This is a genomic window from Tropicimonas sp., assembly GCF_047971885.1.
In the GTDB taxonomy this organism is placed as follows: Bacteria; Pseudomonadota; Alphaproteobacteria; order Rhodobacterales; family Rhodobacteraceae; genus Tropicimonas.
In genome coordinates, this window is sequence record NZ_JBKEAE010000183.1 from 55,797 (window position 1) to 75,443 (window position 19,647).

The 19,647-nt window shown below is 66.7% G+C and carries 15 protein-coding genes and 1 pseudogene; 6 read left to right on the plus strand and 10 right to left on the minus strand.

The genetic code is table 11. From position 1 onward, the window contains the following. Window positions 1-88: 88 nt before the first annotated feature. The 3 genes and pseudogenes from lpxC to recN all read left to right on the plus strand — a co-directional run bounded on the left by lpxC (window position 89) and on the right by recN (window position 3,744). Window positions 89-1,012 (plus strand): UDP-3-O-acyl-N-acetylglucosamine deacetylase, encoded by a 924-nt coding sequence (gene lpxC, locus ACK5IR_RS15550; protein WP_416930081.1) that lies wholly within the window; start codon window positions 89-91, stop codon window positions 1,010-1,012. Between the two features lie 128 nt (window positions 1,013-1,140). Next, window positions 1,141-1,989 (plus strand): annotated as a pseudogene (locus tag ACK5IR_RS15555) (outer membrane protein assembly factor BamD). A gap of 105 nt (window positions 1,990-2,094) precedes the next feature. Beyond that, window positions 2,095-3,744 carry a DNA repair protein RecN gene (gene recN, locus ACK5IR_RS15560; protein ID WP_416930082.1) on the plus strand — a complete coding sequence of 550 codons (1,650 nt, stop codon included), beginning with the start codon at window positions 2,095-2,097 and terminating at the stop codon, window positions 3,742-3,744. Between the two features lie 8 nt (window positions 3,745-3,752). On the opposite strand, the gene ACK5IR_RS15565 is transcribed toward recN, so the two are convergent. Continuing rightward, window positions 3,753-5,129 (minus strand): FAD-binding oxidoreductase, encoded by a 1,377-nt coding sequence (locus ACK5IR_RS15565; protein ID WP_416930083.1) that lies wholly within the window; start codon window positions 5,127-5,129, stop codon window positions 3,753-3,755. A gap of 89 nt (window positions 5,130-5,218) precedes the next feature. On the opposite strand from ACK5IR_RS15565, the gene ACK5IR_RS15570 reads away from it, so the two are divergent. Continuing rightward, window positions 5,219-6,904, plus strand: a complete 1,686-nt coding sequence (locus ACK5IR_RS15570) for a chloride channel protein (protein ID WP_416930084.1) — start codon at window positions 5,219-5,221, stop codon at window positions 6,902-6,904. 123 nt (window positions 6,905-7,027) lie between these two features. On the opposite strand, the gene ACK5IR_RS15575 is transcribed toward ACK5IR_RS15570, so the two are convergent. From ACK5IR_RS15575 to ACK5IR_RS15605, 7 genes are all read right to left on the minus strand, one after another. Continuing rightward, window positions 7,028-7,375, minus strand: coding sequence for a DUF427 domain-containing protein (locus ACK5IR_RS15575; protein WP_416930085.1), 348 nt, complete (start codon window positions 7,373-7,375; stop codon window positions 7,028-7,030). Window positions 7,376-7,467: 92 nt separating this feature from the next. Continuing rightward, window positions 7,468-9,267 (minus strand): aminopeptidase P family protein, encoded by a 1,800-nt coding sequence (locus ACK5IR_RS15580; protein ID WP_416930086.1) that lies wholly within the window; start codon window positions 9,265-9,267, stop codon window positions 7,468-7,470. Window positions 9,268-9,338: 71 nt separating this feature from the next. Continuing rightward, window positions 9,339-10,556: a VPLPA-CTERM sorting domain-containing protein gene (locus ACK5IR_RS15585; RefSeq protein WP_416930087.1), complete on the minus strand. Its 1,218-nt coding sequence runs from the start codon at window positions 10,554-10,556 to the stop codon at window positions 9,339-9,341. A gap of 142 nt (window positions 10,557-10,698) precedes the next feature. Then, entirely contained in the window at window positions 10,699-12,558 is a 1,860-nt protein-coding gene (cobT, locus tag ACK5IR_RS15590; RefSeq protein ID WP_416930088.1) for a cobaltochelatase subunit CobT, read from the minus strand. A 105-nt stretch (window positions 12,559-12,663) separates the two neighbouring features. Continuing rightward, window positions 12,664-14,214 carry a CHAD domain-containing protein gene (locus ACK5IR_RS15595; RefSeq protein WP_416930089.1) on the minus strand — a complete coding sequence of 517 codons (1,551 nt, stop codon included), beginning with the start codon at window positions 14,212-14,214 and terminating at the stop codon, window positions 12,664-12,666. A gap of 88 nt (window positions 14,215-14,302) precedes the next feature. Further along, window positions 14,303-14,872 (minus strand): hypothetical protein, encoded by a 570-nt coding sequence (locus tag ACK5IR_RS15600; protein WP_416930090.1) that lies wholly within the window; start codon window positions 14,870-14,872, stop codon window positions 14,303-14,305. Then, complete coding sequence (locus tag ACK5IR_RS15605) at window positions 14,859-16,709, minus strand: glycerophosphodiester phosphodiesterase family protein (RefSeq protein ID WP_416930091.1); 1,851 nt, start codon at window positions 16,707-16,709, stop codon at window positions 14,859-14,861. The genes ACK5IR_RS15600 and ACK5IR_RS15605 overlap by 14 nt, the downstream gene beginning before the upstream one ends. Before the next feature lie 140 nt (window positions 16,710-16,849). Between ACK5IR_RS15605 and ACK5IR_RS15610 the strand changes: the two genes are divergently transcribed. Next, window positions 16,850-17,149 (plus strand): PAAR domain-containing protein, encoded by a 300-nt coding sequence (locus ACK5IR_RS15610; protein WP_416930092.1) that lies wholly within the window; start codon window positions 16,850-16,852, stop codon window positions 17,147-17,149. A 20-nt stretch (window positions 17,150-17,169) separates the two neighbouring features. On the opposite strand, the gene cobS is transcribed toward ACK5IR_RS15610, so the two are convergent. Next, window positions 17,170-18,156, minus strand: coding sequence for a cobaltochelatase subunit CobS (cobS, locus tag ACK5IR_RS15615; RefSeq protein WP_416930093.1), 987 nt, complete (start codon window positions 18,154-18,156; stop codon window positions 17,170-17,172). Between the two features lie 190 nt (window positions 18,157-18,346). On the opposite strand from cobS, the gene ACK5IR_RS15620 reads away from it, so the two are divergent. Then, window positions 18,347-18,850 carry a hypothetical protein gene (locus tag ACK5IR_RS15620; protein ID WP_416930094.1) on the plus strand — a complete coding sequence of 168 codons (504 nt, stop codon included), beginning with the start codon at window positions 18,347-18,349 and terminating at the stop codon, window positions 18,848-18,850. A 31-nt stretch (window positions 18,851-18,881) separates the two neighbouring features. Here ACK5IR_RS15620 and ACK5IR_RS15625 read toward each other — a convergent pair whose 3' ends face one another. Further along, window positions 18,882-19,508 carry a J domain-containing protein gene (locus tag ACK5IR_RS15625; RefSeq protein ID WP_416930096.1) on the minus strand — a complete coding sequence of 209 codons (627 nt, stop codon included), beginning with the start codon at window positions 19,506-19,508 and terminating at the stop codon, window positions 18,882-18,884. Window positions 19,509-19,647 lie beyond the last annotated feature (139 nt).

A 19,647-nucleotide genomic window follows, 5' to 3' on the forward strand; every position in this document is an offset into this window, starting at 1 on the left:
AAAATCCGCGCCCCGCCTATGTCGGGATCAACCGGGAGTGGTGCGTTAAGTCTCGGGTATAATAATGAAATTCGGGGCTTCGGGAAAAATGGTTCAGACGACGCTGAAATCGACCGTGACGCTGAAGGGCGCGGGGCTCCATTCGGGGCGCCCGGCGCGTATCACGCTGTCGCCCGCGCGCGCCGGCCATGGCATCGGCTTTTACCGCAGCGACGCGGTTGCCGGCAGCCGGGATATTCCGGCCCGCTGGGATCTGACCGAACACGTTCCGCTCTGCACCCGTCTGGTCAATGCCGACGGTGTCAGCATTTCGACGGTGGAGCATGTGATGGCCGCCCTTGCCGGTCTGGGTGTTCACAATGCGCAGATTTCCGTCAGCGGGCCCGAGGTGCCGATTCTCGACGGCAGCGCCGCCCCCTTCGTCAGGGCGATTCTGAAGGTGGGGCTGCGGCGGCTGAACGCGCCGCTGCGCGTGCTCAGGGTGATGCGCCCGGTCGAGGTCAGGGACGGCGACGCGATCGCCCGGCTGGAACCGGCCGGGGGGCTGCGGATAGATTTCGAGATCGACTTCGCCGATGCCGCCATCGGGCGTCAGGCGCTGTCGCTCGACATGGCCAACGGCGCCTTCGTTCACGAACTTTGCGACAGCCGCACCTTCTGCCGCCTGTCGGAGGTGGAATACATGCGCGGTCGCGGGCTGGCGCTTGGCGGTACGCTCGAAAACGCGGTGGTCGTGGACGGCGGAAAGGTCGTCAGCCCGGGTGGGCTGCGCCACGCCGACGAACCGGTGCGGCACAAGATGCTCGACGCGTTGGGGGATCTGGCGCTTGCCGGCGCGCCGATCCTCGGCCTCTATACGGGGCGCCGTGCCGGGCATACGCTGACCAACAGGCTGCTGCGCGCGCTTTTTGCCACGCCCGGCGCGGTAGAGTGGGTGGATTGCAACGACGAACGTCTGCGCCGCCTCCCGGGCGTAGGGGTGAGTTTGACCGACCTCGCCGCTGTCGCTTGACAACACAACACGATCAAGTCACGGAAATCCGGCGCACAGGCATTTTGCGCCGGATTTTTTCGTGCTAGAGGGTGGCAAACCCGGCGGCCGGAAATAGGCCGAGGGAAATTAAGGCAGAGGTTTCAGGCATGACGGTGCGCAATGTCACAATCCGGCTGGTTGGTGCCATGGCTGTCATGGCCACGCTGACGGCTTGCGGCGACCGGTCCCCGGCGACACGTTCCAGCCTGAATCTCGAGCAGTTCACTGCCGAGCAGATCTATCAGCGGGCCGAATACGATCTCGAGGACGGCCATCCCGAAGATGCTGCGGTCCTGTTCGGCGAGATCGAGCGGCTCTACCCCTATTCGGAATGGGCCAAGCGGGCGCTGATCATGCAGGCGTTCTCCTATCACACCGACCGCGATTACGAAAACAGCCGCGCCTCGGCGCAGCGCTATATCGATTTCTATCCCGCCGACGAGGATGCGGCCTATGCGCAGTATCTTCTGGCGCTCAGCTATTACGACCAGATCGACGAGGTCGGTCGCGATCAGGGCCTGACCGTCCAGGCGTTGCAGGCGTTGCGCGAGGTGATCGAAATCGATCCCGACAGCGAATAGGCCAAGTCGGCGATCCTGAAGTTCGACCTAGCCTTCGACCATCTGGCGGCGAAGGAGATGGAGATCGGCCGCTATTACCTGAAGCGTCAGCATTACGCGTCGGCGATCAACCGGTTCCGTGTCGTGGTCGAGGATTTCCAGACCACCACGCACACGGCCGAGGCACTGCACCGGCTGGTCGAGGCCTATCTTGCGCTCGGCCTGACCGACGAGGCGCAGACGGCGGGCGCGATTCTCGCCTACAACTTCCAGTCGACCGAATGGTATCGCGACAGCTACGCGCTGCTGGTCCAGCGCGGGCTGAGCGCACAGGCCAGGGGCGACAGCTGGCTGCGGCAGGTGCACCGCCAGATGATCAAGGGCCAGTGGCTCTGAGCCGCCGCGCATAACCCGCCGGCCTCACTTCCTCTGGCGGTCCGGCGCGGGCCTGCGGTAAGACGGGGCGGCGGCGCGTGGTGGGCCGGCATGGGGTAAGGCGGGATGCTGCGCGGACTGGATATCCGGGACATGCTGATCATCGAGCGGCTGGAGCTTGAGTTCCGGCCGGGCCTCAACGTGCTGACCGGTGAAACCGGCGCCGGCAAATCCATCCTGCTGGATTCGCTGGGGTTCGTGCTGGGCTGGCGCGGTCGTGCCGAACTGGTGCGCAGCGGTGCTGCGCAGGGCGAGGTTACGGCCTGGTTCGATCTGCCGCCCGGTCATCCGGCGCGCGATGTGCTGCACGAGGCGGGCCTGCCCGAGGTGGATGAGCTGATCCTGCGCCGGATCAATACCGCCGACGGGCGCAAGACCGCCTGGATCAACGACCGCCGCACCTCGGGCGAGGTCCTGCGGCGCCTGTCGGACACGCTGGTGGAACTGCACGGACAGCATGACGACCGGGGCCTGCTGAACGCGCGCGGCCACCGGGCGCTGCTGGACGAATTTGCCGGAAATGCCGCCGCGATCGACGGGGTGCGCGCCGCATGGCGCGCATTGCGCGCCGCCGACGAGGCGCTCGGCGCGATGCGCGACCGGCTGGCGGAACTGCATGGAGAGGAGTCCTTTCTGCGCCATTCGGTCGCCGAGCTTGACGCGCTGTCACCCGAACCGGGCGAGGAAGCCGATCTCGATGCGCGCCGTCGCCTGATGCAGGGGGCGGAAAAGGTGCGGCAGGATATCGCCCGTGCCCATGCGGCGCTTTCCGGCGACGGGGCCGAAGGGCTTATGGGCGATGCGATGCGCTGGCTCGATGGCGCGGCCGCAGGAACCGAGGGCAGGCTCGACGCGCCGATCGAGGCGCTGTCGCGGGCGTTCGAGGCGCTTGGCGAGGCCGAGCAGGGCGTTGCGGATTGCCTCGATGCGCTGACATTCGATGCGCGCGAACTGGAAGCAGTCGAGGAGCGCCTGTTCGCCATCCGCGGGCTGGCACGCAAGCACGGCGTGCTGGCGGACGATCTGGCGGCCCTTGCCGGGGATCTTCGCCAGAGGCTGGCGGCGCTGGAGGCCGGGGCGGGCGACCTTGCCGCGCTTGAAGCCGCCCGTGCGCGCGCGGGCGAGGCGCACCTTGCGGCCTGTGCGGCGCTGTCGCGATCGCGCCGCGATGCCGGGGTGCGGCTCGATGCCGCCATGGCCGGCGAACTGGCGCCGCTGAAGATGGAGCGGGCGGTTTTCGTCACGGAAATTGCCGAGACAGTTCCCGGTGCCGAGGGGATGGACGAGGTGACCTTTACCGTCGCCACCAATCCCGGCGCCCCCGCCGGGCCGCTGAACCGCATTGCCTCGGGCGGGGAATTGTCGCGCTTTCTGCTGGCGCTGAAGGTCTGCCTGATGGGCGAGGCGCATGGCGTGACGATGATCTTCGACGAGATCGACCGCGGCGTCGGCGGTGCAACCGCAGCGGCGGTCGGCCGGCGGCTGCGGTCGCTGGCGCAGGGCGCGCAGGTGCTGGTGGTCACCCATTCGCCGCAGGTCGCGGCGCTTGGGCGGCACCACCTGCGGGTCGAAAAACGTATCGAAGGCGATCAGACCCTGTCGACGGTCACGCCGCTGGATGCGAGCGCCCGTGTCGACGAACTGGCGCGCATGCTGTCGGGCGATCAGGTGACCGACGCGGCGCGCTCCGCCGCCCGCGCCCTGTTGGCGGAATGACCGGCGCCTCAATCCGTCGGCGGAACCAGCTTGCCCGGGTTGAGGATGTTCTTCGGGTCGAACGTGCGCTTGATGTCGCCCATCACCGCCCAGGCCGCGCCGTGTTCCTCCTCCATATAGGCAAGCTTGCCGAGACCGATGCCATGTTCGCCGGTAACAGTACCGCCATATCGCAGCGCACGCTCGGCCATGCGATGCGCCAGCTCCTTGGCGACGCGCATGTCATCCGGGTTTGTCTCGTCAACGGCCAGGCTCGAATGGAAGTTGCCGTCGCCCACATGGCCGACGATGGGGCCGGGAATGCCCGACGCCTCGATATCGGCACGCGTCTCCTCGACCGTTTCGGCCAGCCGCGAGATCGGCACGCAGACATCGGTGAAGACGAACCTGCGCCCGGGATAATGCGCCTTGAGCGTATAGGCAAAGTTGTGGCGCATCTCCCACAGGGCGGTACGCTCTTCGGTCCTTTCCGCCCAGCGAAACCCTTCTGCGCCGTGCGAGGCGGCGATTTCGGCAAAGCGCGCGGTGTCTTCGGCGACCGATGCGTCGGTGCCGCGAAACTCGACCAGAAGATGTGGTTTTTCCGGAAAACCCGCGTTGGAGCGTGCGTTGAATATCTGCGCCACGGTCTGATCGACAAATTCGATCCGGGCAACGGGAATGCCCGTCTGCACCGTCTCGATCACCGTTTCGACCGCTCCCGCCATGCTGTCGAAGGCGCAGACGGCGGCCCGGGTCGCCTCGGGCTGGCCGTGAAGCCGCAGCGTCAGTTCCGTAATCAGGCCCAGCGTACCTTCGGAGCCGACGAAAAGCCGGGTCAGGTCGTAACCCGAAGCCGACTTGCGGGCGCGGCTGCCGGTGCGGACGATCCGACCGTCGGCCAGCACGACCTCCAGCCCGGTCACGTTGTCGCGCATCGAGCCATAGCGCACCGTCGTCGTGCCGCTCGCCCGGGTCGCGGCCATGCCGCCGAGCGTGGCGTTGGCCCCGGGATCGACCGGAAAGAACAGGCCCGTCGCCCTGAGTTCCGTATTCAGCGCCTCGCGCGTCATGCCGGGCTGGACCACGCAATCCATATCCTCGGCATTGACGGCAAGCAGGCGGTTCATCCGTGAAAAATCGACGACGATCCCGCCCCGGACCGCCAGCGCATGCCCTTCGAGCGAGGTTCCCGCCCCCCAGCCCGTTACCGGGCAGCCGAGGCGATTGCAGGTTTGCAGGATGCGCGAAACCTCGGCGGCGCTTTCGGGATAGGCGACCGCATCGGGCAGGGTGGCGGGAAAGTAGCTTTCCGATTGCCCGTGATGTTCCAGTTCGGACTTGGACTGCGCCAGCCGATCGCCTAGGAACGGGGAAAGTTCGGCGATTGTCTGTTCGATGCTCATTCGGGCCCCCGCCGTGAGATTGCGAGGCGCACCCTATGGCAAGCGGGGCCCGGGGGCAAAGCGTGAATTTCCCCGCGCGAGAGCGAGCCTTGCCGGAACGCAGCCGCGATCTGATCCGCCGCCAGATGGAAGAAAGCCGCGACGGCCTGAACCGGTTCGGGCGGATGCTGGTGCAGCAGGGGCCGGGGCAGGTGCGCTTCTGGTTCATCGCGCTTGCGCTTGGTGTGGTTGCGGGCGCGGCGGCGGTGGGTTTTCGCACCGCGATCTACTGGTTGCAGGCCAGATTCTATGGTGCCGACGACGCGCTCTATATCCACTCGTTCGCCGAAACGCTGCCGTGGTGGTATCTGGTGCTGGTGCCGGTTCTTGGCGGGCTGGCGGTGGGGGTCCTGCTCACCCGGTTCACCCCCGACGACAGGGTGCGGGCCGTCGCCGATGTGATCGAGGGGGCGGCGCTTTATCGCGGCCGGGTCGAGATAAGGGCTGGCCTCGCCTCGGCCGCGGCCTCGCTGATCACGCTTTCCTCGGGGGGCTCTTCGGGGCGCGAGGGGCCGGTGGTTCACCTTGCCGGGGTGATTGCCACCTGGGTGTCGGACCGGCTGGACGCCGATGGCATTACCGGCCGCGACCTTCTGGGATGCGCGGTTGCCGCCGCCGTTTCGGCCAGTTTCAACGCCCCCATCGCCGGAACGCTCTTTGCGCTCGAAGTGGTATTACGCCATTTCGCCATGCACGCGTTCGCCCCCATCGCCATCGCCTCGGTCGCAGGGACCGTCGTCAGCCGGCTGATGCTGGGCGACAACACCGAATTCACCCTGGCGCCGCAATTGTCGCTGTCGTTCTACGGCGAGCTTCCCGCCTTCATGATCCTCGGCCTGTTCAGCGGATTGGTGGCGGTGGTCCTGATGCGGTCGATCTTCTTCACCGACGCCCTGGCCAGCCACCTGCAGGAGAAGTTCCGCGTGCCGCGCGTGCTTCAACCCGCCATCGCTGGCGGGTTACTGGGCGTCATGGCGATCTGGTTTCCCCATATCATCGGTGTCGGTTACGAGACCACGGCCATGGCCCTGCATGCCCGGCTTTCGCTGCACGAGGCGGTGCTGTTCGTGGCGATGAAGATCGTCGCCGTTGCAATTACCCTGGCCGGGCGCATGGGCGGTGGCATCTTCTCGCCGTCGCTGATGGTCGGCGCGCTGAGCGGTCTGGCATTCGGCATCGTCGCCACGGCGCTGGTGCCGCAATATTCCGGCACGGGCGAGTTGTATGCGCTGGCGGGAATGGGGGCGGTTGCCGCCGCGGTGCTGGGCGCGCCGATCTCGACGGCGATGATCGTCTTCGAGATGACGGGCGACTGGCAGACCGGGCTTGCGGTGATGGTCGCGGTATCGCTGTCCGCCGCGCTGGCAAGCCGGCTGGTGGCGCGCTCGTATTTCCTCACCCAGCTCGAAAACAAGGGCGTGCGCCTGTCCGCCGGCCCGCAGGCCTATCTGCTGTCGGTCCATTCTGCGGCGTTGCTGATGCGCTCGATGGACAGCCCGCGCGCCGCTTCGGCCGAGGTCTGCCGCCGGATGATCGAAAGCGGCCTGTTCATCCGCCCCGAGACGACGCTGGAAGTGGCGCTGCCGATCTTCGAAAGCGAAGGCTGCGTCTTCCTGCCGGTGATCACCGACGGCGACGGGGGTGAGGCCACCCTTATCGGCGCGCTGTTCCATGTCGACGCCCTGCGCGCCTACAATCGCGCTCTGGCCGAAACGGCGGCGGAGGAACACGCCTGATCCGGTCCGGTGGGCGCGAAATCAGAAGAAGATACTGCCCGCACCCTGATCGCCGGGGCGCGTATTGCCCGGCAGGATCGGCGGCCCGTATCCCGCGCATACGCCCGGGTACTGCGGCAGGGGTCAGAACCGCTCGACCGCAACGGCGGAATTGCCGGTATGGAAGGCGATGTAATCCTTGACCCGTTGCATGCCCTCGTTCGGGTTCTCATAGGACCAGGCCGCGTTCACCAGAGTGCCGCTTTTGGTATCTATCGAATAGTAGCTGGCATCGCCCTTGTGCGGGTTGCGCTCGACCGCGCCCGAGGGGTCGAGAAAGGCCATCGCGATATCGTCGCGCGGAAAATAGATGACGGGCGCGCCATCGCCTTCGGTCAGTTCCAGTGCGTTCCGGCTTTCGGCCAGAACCGCGCCGCCGGCGCGAACGCTCCAGATGCCGTCGGCCTTGTGGATGGTGATATGGTCAACCATGTGATCCCCCTTTTGAGAGTGGTCTGCCGCCCATGAACATCTGTATGGGCGGCCGGTGTGACATTATTGTGAAATGGAATGTTAGCCCTAACCTATAGCGGGCGGGTCACCGTTTCAAGCCACACCGCCGCATCGCCGCTCAGCAGGGGGAATATCCGGTGCCGGGTTTCGGCGTGATAGGTATCGAGCCAGGCGCGTTCTCCGGCGTCCAGCAGCGACAGGTCGATCAGCCGCCGGTCGATCGGCACCCGGGTCAGGGTTGCAAAGGCCAGCATCGCGCGGTTGTCGGCACCGGGCAGGGGCGGAGCCTCGACAACACGGATCAGGTTTTCGATCCGGATGCCGAAGGCGCCCTCGCGGTAATACCCTGGCTCGTTCGACAGGATCATGCCGGGCTCCAGCGGCACCTCGGATAGCCGCGACAGGCGCTGCGGCCCCTCGTGCACCGACAGATAGGCGCCGACGCCGTGGCCGGTGCCGTGGTCGTAATCCTGCCCGGCCCGCCACAGCGGCGCGCGTGCCAGCGAGTCGAGATCGCGCCCGGCGAGGCCCCCGGGCCAGCGGATGGTCGAGATCGCGATCATGCCCTTCAGCACCCGGGTGAATGCCGCCGTCTGTTCCGCGGTGACCGGGCCGGTAGCGATGGTGCGGGTGATGTCGGTGGTGCCGTCGGCGTACTGGCCACCCGAATCCACCAGCAGCAGGTCGCCGGGGGCGATGCGCCGGTTGGTGTCGGTGGTTACACGGTAGTGAACGATGGCACCGTTCGGCCCCGATCCCGCGATGGTGTCGAAGCTGATATCGCGCAGCAGCGGGTCCCTGCGGCGTTCTTCCTCGAGGCGCGTGACCACGTCGATTTCCGTCAATGCGCCTGTCGGGGCCTCGGCGTCGAGCCAGCACAGGAAGCGGCACATCGCAGCACCGTCGCGCAGATGCGCGGCTTCCATGCCGGCGATCTCGGCGGCGTTCTTGCGCGCCTTGGGCAGGATGCAGGGATCGGATGCGAGAACGGGTTCCGCCCCGGTCAGGCATTCCTCGACCCAGACCGGGGCCGAGGGTTTGTCGAGCAGCACCGGCCCCTGCAGCGCTTTCAGTGCGGCGCAAAACTCTCCGGTGGGATGGCAGGCAACCTCGTCGCCCAGGTGTGCCCTTACCATATCCGACAACTTGGCGGGGGCGCAGAACAGATCGGCCGCGCCGGTGTCGTGCAGGATGGCGAAAGCCTGCGGTACCGGGTTGCGCGGCACGTCGCTGCCGCGAATGTTGAAAAGCCAGGCGATCGAATCGGGCAGGGTCAGGACGGCAGCGCGCGCGCCCTTGCACCGCAGCCGTTCGGCCAGCGCGGCGCGTTTGGCCGCGTGCGGCTCGCCGGCCAGTTCAAGCGGATGAACAAAGACCGCGCCCAGCGGCGGTGGTGGTTGATCCTGCCATATCAGATCGACAAAATTTTCCGTTTCACAATAGGTTATGCGAAATTTCTCGCCTTTTTCGCGAAGTTCCTCGATCTCGTCGGTCGTGTGCAGGCGCGGATCGAAGCCGATGGTGCCGCCGTCGGGAAGCTGCCCAGCGATCCAGTCGGCCGGTTGGATTGCCGGCCAGTCGAGCGGGGTGAAATGATCCGGCGCGATCTGAGACTTCACCTGCACCCGATAGCGCCCGTCGACGAAGACACCGGCCGCATCGCGCAGCACGACACATTGTCCGGCCGATCCGGTAAAGCCGGTCAGCCAGGCAAGGCGTTCGTCATGCGGGGCGACGTATTCGCCACGATACATGTCGGTGCGCGGCACCAGAAACCCGTCGAGCCCGGCCAGGGCGAGCCTTTCGCGCAGCAGGGCAAGCCGGGGCGGGCCGTCTTCGGGGTGTGTCGGGGTATTGAAAATCTGGAACATCGGCGGATCCGGTTGCTGCCGGAGAATCCCGGCAGCAACACCTAGCCGCGCGAACCGCCGGTGCACAAGGCTCAGGCGGTGTGGTTGCGGCGCCTGCGCAGCATCGCAAGGCCTGCCAGCGCCCCGCCCAGCAAGGGCAGCGACGCCGGAAGCGGCACCGCCGCCGGCTGGTCGTAGAAGGCGACGGCACGGGCACGCTGGGGATATTCGCCGTTCTCCGAGCGCGCCAGGACGGCGCTCCATTCGCCCTCACCCCAGAAGCTGCCATTCCCGTCGAGATCGAAGAGGCGGATGACCCAGTCGCCGATGTCGCTTCCCGCGTTCGAGGTGATGAGAAGTTCGCCGGTAACGTTGCTGAGCGCCATCGAGAACCCGGCGAGGAATTCGAAGCTGTCGCCCAGGAGCGAGGTGTTCCAGACCTCCCTCGCCTCGCCGAGCGCGTCGATCGCGCCGGATCCGTCGAGATCGGTCAGGCGCATGACCGAGCCGATGGAATCCTCGCCCGCCAGCCATTCCCAGGTCCAGACCGAGCCGAGGCCCGCCGCGACCGAAAAGTCGAACAGGTTGGGCGAGTTGGCGGATTCGGTGGCGAAATTGCTCACCTCCGCCGCACCGATGATGCCGTCGCCGTCGGCATCGCGCACCGCATAGATTACATCCGGTGTGGCGCCGGCGGTATCGGCGATATAGGCGGTGTCGCCGTCGAACGAGATCTGAAACGGCGAGGACGATGCATTGATCGCCTTCAGGTCGAGCCACCGGGTGATTTCGCCTTCGTCGTTCGCGTCGCCGTCGCCGTTGAGGTCGATGGTCCGATAGACATAATCGCCGCTCGGGTTGCCGACCGTATCCGCCTCGACCACGTAGAGCGCGCCATCGGGACCTTCGGCAATGCCGTTCGGGGTGTTCAGCGTGAAGCCCGAAGCGTTGTCGGTGGCAGAGAACCACACCGTTGCCTCGCCCGCGCCATTGGCGCTGCCGTCGGCGTTCAGGTCGAGCGTCCGGTAAACCGTGTCGGTGTTGCCGTCGCCCAGAAAGACCGCTCCGCTGCTGGCCTGGGTGAGGGAAAACACGTTTCCGGTCGGCGTGGCGAGACCGGAGCCGTTCGACGCGTCGAAATAGGTGGTCGCCTCGCCCGGATCGTTGGTGTCGCCGTCGCCGTTGAGATCGCGCAGCAGCACAACGCTGTCCGTTGTCTGATCGGCCAGCAGGAACGGCGAAACCGTCGCCGCCGCCGCCATGGAACCGCACAGGGGCGCAAGCGCACCTGCAACAAGAAGATACCGCATAAAAAGTCTCCCGTTTTCGCGGACGCCGAATCGCGGTTTCTGCCGCCCGCGTGCAGAACATCCACTCGGCCTTGCACCTGCTGGGAGAGTATTGCCCGGCTACATAACCTTATAGAAAAAGTCAATTAAATTGCCGCGACTTTCAGCCTGCCCTTTTCAGGCCGCCGAACCGCGCCCGCGGGCCCTTGTCGAAGAGCGCGGCTAGCTGCTCGGTCATGGCGCCGGCAAGCTGCTCGACATCGGTAATGGTGACGGCGCGGTTGTAGTAGCGCGTCACATCGTGGCCGATACCGATGGCGATCAGTTCCACCTGCTTGCGCCGCTCGATCATGGCGATCACGTCGCGCAGGTGTTTTTCCAGATAATTTGCCGGGTTCACCGAAAGGGTCGAATCGTCGACCGGCGCACCATCGGAGATCACCATCAGGATCTTGCGCGCCTCGGGGCGGGCGGTGATCCTGCGGCTCGCCCATTCCAGCGCCTCGCCGTCGATGTTCTCTTTCAGCAGCCCTTCCTTCATCATCAGGCCGAGGTTGTCGCGCGAGCGGCGCCACGGGGCATCGGCCGATTTGTAGATGATGTGCCGCAGGTCGTTGAGGCGCCCGGGCTGCTGGGTGCGCCCGCCCTTGAGCCACAATTCGCGGCTCTGGCCGCCTTTCCACGCCCGGGTGGTGAAGCCGAGGATCTCGACCTTGACCGAACAGCGTTCGAGGGTGCGGGCCAGAACGTCGGCGCAGATCGCGGCGATGGAGATCGGCCGCCCCCGCATCGAGCCGGAATTGTCGAGCAGCAGCGTGACCACGGTGTCGCGAAACTCGGTGTCCTTCTCGACCTTGAACGACAGCGGAGTGGTCGGGTTGGCCACAACGCGCGCCAGGCGGCCGGCGTCGAGGATGCCCTCCTCGCGGTCGAACTCCCAGCTTCGGTTCTGCTGGGCCTGAAGCCGGCGCTGCAACTTGTTGGCCAGCCGGCTGACCGCGCCCTTCAGCGGTTCGAGCTGCTTGTCGAGGTAATCGCGCAGCCTCTCCAGCTCCTGCGGATCGGCAAGCTCGGTGGCGCCGATGATCTCGTCGAATTCGGTGGAGAAGACCTGGTAGTTCGGGTCGGCCTCCGAAACCGGCGGCGGCAGGGGCTCAGGCGGCGCTTCGCCCTGGGGAAGGTCGGTTTCCTCGGCCATGTCGCTGTCGGCCGAATCGTCCATGCTGACCTCGGCCTCGCTCGGGTCGTCGGTGGGTTCCTGGTCGTCCTCGGGGCGGGCGTCCTCGTCCTGCCGGGACTGCTCTTCCTCGTCGCCGGTGCTTTCGGGGGGCTGATCGTCGGCCTCGGTATTCTCGGTCTGGTCGTCGTCGATCTGGTCGGGGTCGTCGCCCAGCTGGTCGCCGTAGCCGAGATCGTCGATGATCCGCCGGGCAAAGCGGGCAAAGGCGGCCTGATCGGCAAGCGCGGTTTCCAGGTCGGGCAGGGTTTCCGCGGCGGAGCCTTCCAGATGATCGCGCCACAGGTCGAGCACATGCTGCGCGGCTTGCGGCAATTCGCGCCCGGTGGCAAGCTGGCGGATCAGATAGCCCGCCGCCACCGCCAGCGGCGCCTCGCTGGCCTTGGTAATCTGGCCGTAACCCTTGCGGCTTGCGTCGTTGGCGATGCGGGCGTCGATATTGCCGGCAGTGCCCGGCATGACGCGCGCGCCGATCGCCTCGCAGCGGGCGGTCTCCATCGCGTCGTATAGATCGATCGCCATCTGGCCGGTCGGCAGGTAGCGCTGGAAGACGGCCGGGTTGTGATACTTGCGTTTCAGGGCAAAGGCATCGGCGGTGCCGCGCGCCAGCAGCACCTCGTCCTTCGTCATGCGCCGGCTGACCTGTGGCAGGCGGATCTGCTCGGCCGTCATTCCCGGCGGGTCGACGGTGAAGACGACCCCCATCTCGGGATCGTCGGCGATCACGCGCGTCGCTTCGGCAAGCGCCTTCTTGAAAGGATCGGCTGGATTGTCGGACTGGGGCATCTGATTACCGGCAGAGGTTTGAACGGAGTCAACTTATGTGCAAACGCCAGCGGTGGCCACGCCCCGCGTGGGGAAAAATGGCCGGTTCTGACGGCAGGCCGGCGCTCAGTTCCAGAAGGGGCCGGTCTGTCGTACCGCGTGCCACAATTCCCGGGCGTGATGCCAGTCGGCATCGGCCCGCACCGTCCGGCTGCCCAGAATCCGGCCCACCGCGCGCTGCGCCGCCGGATCGCGGGCGGCGGGCGAGTCGGGTCTGCACAGCAGGTTCTCGGCCATCGCCAGATCGTTCAACTCGCCAAACACGTCCTGAAGGCGCTTCATCCGCGTGACGAAGGTCGCCACCTCGCGCGCGGGATAGAGCGGCGCGGCGAACTCGATAACGTACCGCAGCTTTTTCAGTTCCTTGCGCAGTTCGTGGCGCCCCTCCACCGTCAGCGTGTCGATCCGCCGCGCGTGGTGTCGGACCGCTTTCCAGCGCTTGTCTAGCGCCGCGCCCGCGGTTTCCGTGACCGGGCGCGCCAGTCGGGCGGTCTGCCCGAAATCCTCGGGCGCCAGCCAGCCGCGGGTTTCGATGAAGCGCGCCAGTTCTATCTGGAACGACTGCACGCGCCGGCCGCGCAATTCGGCGCGCAGCGCCTCGCGCGCCGTATCGCGCCGGGTGTCGATGGCGCAGGCGAGAATGCCGAAGCCGGGCTCGGCGGGGTATTCGGCCGCGGCCGGGGCGATCAGGTCGCCGGCCAGAACGTCGAGGTCGCGCAGGGCACCGACCGATGCGCCAAGCGCCCGGGCCTCGGTGCCCAGCCGCTGCATTTCCCGGTTGCCGACAATTGGCCGGAACAGTCCGAAGGCGGCGCGCAGGCGGCGCAGCCCGACCCGAATCTGATGCGGACCCTCGGGCATGTCGGTTGCCAGAACCACATCGATATTCGCCGTGATCTGGGCAAAACACTCGCGCAGGATGTCGCGTGCGGCGATCTCGGAGGTCATGGCCGGATCGAGCGGCACCGGCTGCGCGGATCGGGGCAGGGGGGCGGTCCGGATATCCCCGGTTTCGGCCAGCAGATAGCCGCGCGCGGATTTCGACAGGGTGGACAGGCGCAAACCGCCCTCGGGCATGAGCAGCCCGATCAGGTCGAAAAGCGCATTGATATGGCCCTGCTTCAGTTCCAGTTCCGCCTCGCGGAAGGGCTGGCTCAACTCCCCGGCGATGATCTCGCCCTCGTCGAGCGCCAGTTCGACCCGGGCGCCGCCGGGTGCGGTCAGGATGGTGACGGTGCGGTGCATCCGGGTTTCGCAGACCGGCGCAAGCTCCGCGTCGCCGACCAGCCGGCAGATTTCCCCGGCAAGCGCCGGCTCGGCGATCGCTGCCAGGTCGAGCCGCCCGCCCGGCGCAGGGTTGTCGACCTCGTGCGTCCGCATAAGGCCGCCGTTGATCGTTGTCCCGGCCTTGACGGTCTGGGTCCAGCGCCGCCCGTCGCGCCGCAGGCGCAGCGCGGTGCCCGCCTTGCCGAGCCGGTGATCGGCGGTGTCGTAATAAACACTGTGCAGGTTGCGGGTGCCCGGCGGTGTGGTGTCGAGACCGGGCTGCCTCAGCCTCTCTCTGACCTGACGCATCGTTTCCTGATCAAGAATGAATTTGAGCTCGATCTCGGTCATGATCCTCTGGATAGGACGGCGCTACCTGAGCTACAAGCTGAATCGCCGCCAAGGCAGTTCGCCATCGGCAATGCCGGAAGTGACCGCCCTATTCGCCGCCACCCCGGCATTGCGGCCAGCCGTAGCCCCAGCGCCATGGCAGTCCCGAACATGGCCCGCCGCCGAGCCGGACGGCACGATACATCGCACCGGCAATCGCGCCATAGGCCAGCCGCACCTGCGCCGGCGTCAGGCCGTATTCGGCACCAGGCAGCGCATCGCGGCCGGACGCGGTGGCGCGGACGCATTCGTACAGCGCCTCGTCGGCGGAAAGGCGGGCGGCATAGCTTGCCTCGGGCGAAGGATCCGGCCCGCCGGTGTGATAGGTGCGGTCGTGGGTGACGCAGCATTCCTGCCACGGCGGAACGCCCTGATGCGCTGCGGCGAAGGCGGGAAAGCGTTCGGCGGCAAGGGCCCAGAGGTCCGACATGCCGCCCGAACAGCCGTCGGTGGTAAATGGGGCCACGCTGGCGCCGGGCGCGCCGCGCAGGTCGGCCAGCCGCCGGTGGGCCGGCAGTTCGAGCGCGCGCCCCATCCGATCGCCCAAGCCGTCCGCCGTGGCGGAGCCTGCCGCGATCAGGGCAAGCAGAACCGCCGCCACCCGGTCAGGGAGAGCCATCGCGATAGACCTTGCCCGAAACCCGCAGTCCAAGCCGGCTGCCAAGCGCCAGAACCAGCCGTTCGGCGGTGCTCAGCCTCGCCCGCTGCGCGATCACCCGGCGCGCCAGCGCGGGCTCGTCGGTGATCAGCCCGTCCACCCCGAGGCTCAGCATCTGCGACATGGCAAGCGGGTCGTTCACCGTCCAGGCAAAGAGCGGCTTGCCCGCATTCCGCGATGCAGCGACCATCCGGGCCGAGATCATCTCGGTGTTGACGGCGAGGAAATCGGCATCGAGTTCCCACAGCCGGCCAAGCGTGGCCGCCGCCAGCAGCCCGACCTGCCAGTCCGGGCGGAGGGCCTTCATCTTCTGCACGCCGTCGTATTTCAGGCTCATCGCCATCACCCGGTCGTCCATCCCGGTGGTGGAGACGATATCCGAGACGCGCTGTTCGAGTGCTATGTCGTGACCGTAGTATTTCAGTTCGATCAGCACGCCCGAACCGCTGCCATGGGCAAGGTCGAGCGCCTGTCGCAGCCCCGGCGTACGCTCGGCGGCGTATTCGGGGCCGAACCAGCTTCCGATGTCGATCTCGGCCAGATCGGCGGCGGTGACCTCCCATGCCTTGGTGGCAACGCCGGCGAGCTTCATGAAATCGCTGTCGTGGACCACGATCACCTCGCCCTCGGCGCTTTCCTGCACATCGAGTTCGACCCAGTCGGCACCGTCCGTGATCGCCCTGTCGAACGAGGCCAGGGTGTTTTCCGGCCGCGCCCCGGCCGCGCCGCGATGGCCGATGACTACAACCTCGTCCGGTTCGGGGCGGTGCGATGCCAGATCGGCGGTACCCGCAAGCGTCAGCAGTGCCGAAATCGCCATGCCGCCGGCAATGGCCATGCGCAATCCGGGGCGATGCCGGGTTTCGTGCCCGCGCGCCCCTTCTGTGCCCGGCCATCCCGCCCGTTCCATCAGCAGACAGGCCAGCGCGCCGGTGCTCAGCGCCGTGATCAGCAGGTTGAGCAGCGCCCAGACCGCCCCGATGCCGGTCAGTGCCGCCGCCAGCCGCCCGAGATCGGGCCCGATCCGCCCGGCGACGCCGTTGGCGATCAGTCCCGCTACCGTCAGCACAACCGCCAGCGCGGCAGCCGAGGCCGCCAGCCATGCCAGCAATGCGAGCAGCAGGTCGAGCCGCCGGCCCCGCATCCGGGTGGCGCTTGCGGCAAAGGAATCGCGCGGCGCGACATCTTCGAACAGCACCATCGGCAAAGCCAGCGCCCAGCCCAGCAGGCGCGGCAGCAGGATTGCCGACATCGCGGCAAGCAGCGCGGCGATGACGGCAAGCGCCGACAGAAACTCCGGCGGACGGTGGCTGAGGTAATAGTTGATATCGTATTCACCGAGCCAGCGCTGCGCGACAAACAGCCCGGCGAGGATGAACGGCAGCACCATCGCAAGGACACGCAGTACCAGCCGCCAGGCGAAACCGACGATCTGCGGCAGGCGCGGCAGGATGCGCAGCGCGCCGTGCTCGAAACTGCGCCGGCCGGTGCGGCGGGCATGAAGCGCGATCGCCATCATGAAGGCCACATCGAGCACAAGTGTCGCAACCGTCAGACTGGCGACCAGAACCCCGCCGGCAAAGCCTGCAGGCGAGGCGAAAAACAGCGCAATGCCGAAATCCGACACCGCCGGCTGCCCGGAAAACGCCACGGCGACGCGCAGTACAAGCGTTGCCAGCGGTGCGAGAATCGCCATCACCAGCAGGTTGAAGGCAAGATGAGACAGAAGGAACGGCCAGCGGAGCCGCCACGATTCGTGAAAGGCGTCGCTTGCGGCGCGCAGGGGCATGTTGATCATCGGACCTCCAAAGGTATCGCAGAGCCTGACACGCCGGAGAACCCGGATCGATACCCTGGCTGCCGCATCCCGCGGGATTTGCGGGACAGAGACGGCTCATTTTGATAACCTAAGGTAAATCTGCCAGCAGGAACCTTGTCATGCCACAACCCGCCGCCCGTGTCGGCGACATGCACGTCTGCCCGCTCGTTACCCCCGGCACCCCGCCGATCCCTCATGTCGGCGGACCGATCCTGCCGCCGGGCGTGCCGACGGTGCTGATCGGCAACATGCCGGCAGCGCCGGCCGGCAACATGTGCACCTGCGTCGGCCCGCCCGATTCAACGGCGCTGGGTTCGTTTACCGTGCTTGTCGGCAACCGCCCGCAGGTGCGTATGGGAGACAGCACCGCGCATGGCGGAACCGTCGTGTCCGGCTGTCCGACGGTGTTCGTCGGGTAGGGCACCGGCGGGGCGCCGCCTCAGACCAGCGCCGCGCTGACGGCGCTTTCGGGCAGTTCCTCGTCGAAACAGCGCTGGTAGAATTCCGCCACCGTCTGGCGTTCCAGTTCGTCGCACTTGTTGAGAAAGGTCAGCCGGAAGGCATAGCCGACCGAATGGAAGATGCGTGCGTTCTGTGCCCAGTTGATCACCGTTCGCGGCGACATCACGGTGCTGAGTTCGCCGTTCATGAAGGCGGTGCGCGTCAGGTCGGCCACCATCACCATCTGGCTGACGACCTTGCGCCCCTTTTCGTTGTTGTATTGCGGCGCCTTGGAGAGCACGATGGCGGTTTCGGCGTCATGGCTGAGATAGTTCAGCGTCGCCACCAGCGACGAGCGTTCCATCTGGGCCTGGTTGATCTGCTGCACGCCGTGATAGAGCCCGGTGGTGTCGCCCAGACCGACGGTGTTCGACGTCGCAAACAGCCGGAAGCTCGGATGCGGGGTGATGATCTCGTTCTGGTCGAGCAGCGTCAGCTTGCCGTCATGCTCCAGCACCCGCTGGATGACGAACATCACGTCGGCGCGGCCGGCGTCGTATTCGTCAAAGACGATGGCGACCGGGTTGCGCAGCGCCCAGGGCAGGATGCCCTCGTGAAACTCCGTCACCTGCTTGCCGTCGCGCAGCTTGATCGCGTCCTTGCCGATCAGGTCGATGCGGCTGATGTGGCTGTCGAGGTTGACCCGCGCGGTGGGCCAGTTCAGCCGCGCCGCAACCTGTTCGATATGGGTCGACTTGCCGGTGCCGTGATAGCCCTGGATCATCACCCGGCGGTTGTGGCTGAAGCCGGCGATGATCGCCAGCGTCGTGTCGGGATCGAACTTGTAGGTGGGGTCGAGTTCGGGCACGCGGTCGGCCTGGTCGGCAAAGCCCCGCACGATCATGTCGGTGTCGATGCCGAAGACATCGCGGACCGAGATCTCCTCGGTCGGTTTCGCGGCTTTTTCGGCCTGATGCGCAGCCATGGTCGCATTCCTCATCTTTCGACGCGCCGCCGGATCGCGACACGGAACAAGTGCCGGGGATGCACCAAACCCGGGTGCGGTGCAAGAGGCGCCGCCGCATCGGTTCACCTGCGCCACCTGCCAGCCGGCTTTTCATTCCTGCCCGACCGCGCCAGAGTATGCGCAGCGGAACGGCCAGAAGGGAAGAATGATGGAAAACCGTCGTACCGGATCGCCGGTTGGGGTGGTCGCCCTGATGATGGCGCTTACCGGGGCGCTTTTCTTCTTTGCCTTCATGGCCGACGACGCGCGCCAGATGCGCGCCGATGGCATGGTCGCGCTGCCCTGGGGGCTGATGTGGCGCTATTTGCTGGCGATGGCGGCGGGGGGCGGGCTGACGGGCGCCGCGCTGGCCGGCGCCTTCGGCAGGGGCGGCGCCGGCGGCTGGCTGCTGGCGCTGCTGGCGGGTATCGCGGCGACCCTGATCGCGGGGCTGGTCGGCAGCACGGTGGGCATGTTGCCCGATCTTCTGGCCGATGGCTGGCAGGGGCGCGATCTGATTCCCGTCGCCGCCGGGCTGCTGGTGGTGCCGTTCGCGCTTGCCGGAGAGATCCGGGTCTTCGGCGCCTGGCTGCCCGGCATCTGGCTGCTGCCGGTCTGGCTGGCCCTGATCTGCCTGACCCACCTCTGGGCGCGGCGGCTGCGCGAAAGATAGCGTCGGACGCATCCGCCCGAACGATCCCGCATCACTTGAAGTTGCGGCTGTCCTTGATCTGGTCCCAGGCCCAGACAACTTCCTGAAGGCGGTCCTCGTCCGACCGGTCGCCGCCGTTCATGTCGGGGTGCAGCACCTTGATCAGTGCCTTGTAGGATTTGCGCACCTCGGCCTTGGTCCAGTGTTCGCGCGCGTCGAGAATTTCCAGCGCGCGGCGTTCGGTGGGGGGCAGGCGGCGGCCGCCGCCCAGACTGCGGCCGGGATTGCGGGTGGCGTTCTCGCCCAGCACCTGATGGGCGTCGTCGATCCCCAGCCGGGCCCACGCCCGTTCTTCGGAAGACTGGCGGAAGGGCTTGGTCTCGCGGCCCCAGACCCTGTCGCTGTCGATCTGTGCCTGGGCCTCTTCTTCGGTCGTCGCGTCGAAGAAGTTCCATTTCAGGTTGTATTCGCGCACATGTTCCTTGCAGAACCAGTAGTACTGATCGAGCGTGTCGGGGCTTTTGGGGGCACGGTATTTGCCGGGCTGGTCGCAGCCCGGATATTCGCAGATCCGCTGCGAGGTCTCGAATGCGCCGGACATACCCCGCCTGCCGCGCGAACGCTTCTTCTTGTCATTCGCGGCGCTGATGTCGAAGCCGAACGGGTCGGGTTTTGCCATGGGGTCAACACCTTTCCGAGACGCTGCTCGCTACTTCCATCCAAGTTCTTTCCGACTCGGAAGCCGGAGTCTAATCTGCGATGCAGGGGTTCGAACAGCCGAAAGTTGCAGCATATGCCGATCGCCGCCGAAATGAGAA

Coding starts and splice junctions, on each gene's coding strand:
- ACK5IR_RS15620 (WP_416930094.1), top strand. CDS start 18,347: ATGGAAAACCGTCGTACCGGATCGCCGGTTGGGGTGGTCGCCCTGATG.
- ACK5IR_RS15580 (WP_416930086.1), bottom strand. CDS start 9,267: ATGTTCCAGATTTTCAATACCCCGACACACCCCGAAGACGGCCCGCCC.
- ACK5IR_RS15565 (WP_416930083.1), bottom strand. CDS start 5,129: ATGAGCATCGAACAGACAATCGCCGAACTTTCCCCGTTCCTAGGCGAT.
- recN (WP_416930082.1), top strand. CDS start 2,095: ATGCTGCGCGGACTGGATATCCGGGACATGCTGATCATCGAGCGGCTG.
- ACK5IR_RS15595 (WP_416930089.1), bottom strand. CDS start 14,214: ATGACCGAGATCGAGCTCAAATTCATTCTTGATCAGGAAACGATGCGT.
- lpxC (WP_416930081.1), top strand. CDS start 89: ATGGTTCAGACGACGCTGAAATCGACCGTGACGCTGAAGGGCGCGGGG.
- ACK5IR_RS15625 (WP_416930096.1), bottom strand. CDS start 19,508: ATGGCAAAACCCGACCCGTTCGGCTTCGACATCAGCGCCGCGAATGAC.
- ACK5IR_RS15575 (WP_416930085.1), bottom strand. CDS start 7,375: ATGGTTGACCATATCACCATCCACAAGGCCGACGGCATCTGGAGCGTT.
- ACK5IR_RS15605 (WP_416930091.1), bottom strand. CDS start 16,709: ATGATCAACATGCCCCTGCGCGCCGCAAGCGACGCCTTTCACGAATCG.
- ACK5IR_RS15600 (WP_416930090.1), bottom strand. CDS start 14,872: ATGGCTCTCCCTGACCGGGTGGCGGCGGTTCTGCTTGCCCTGATCGCG.
- cobT (WP_416930088.1), bottom strand. CDS start 12,558: ATGCCCCAGTCCGACAATCCAGCCGATCCTTTCAAGAAGGCGCTTGCC.
- cobS (WP_416930093.1), bottom strand. CDS start 18,156: ATGGCTGCGCATCAGGCCGAAAAAGCCGCGAAACCGACCGAGGAGATC.
- ACK5IR_RS15610 (WP_416930092.1), top strand. CDS start 16,850: ATGCCACAACCCGCCGCCCGTGTCGGCGACATGCACGTCTGCCCGCTC.
- ACK5IR_RS15585 (WP_416930087.1), bottom strand. CDS start 10,556: ATGCGGTATCTTCTTGTTGCAGGTGCGCTTGCGCCCCTGTGCGGTTCC.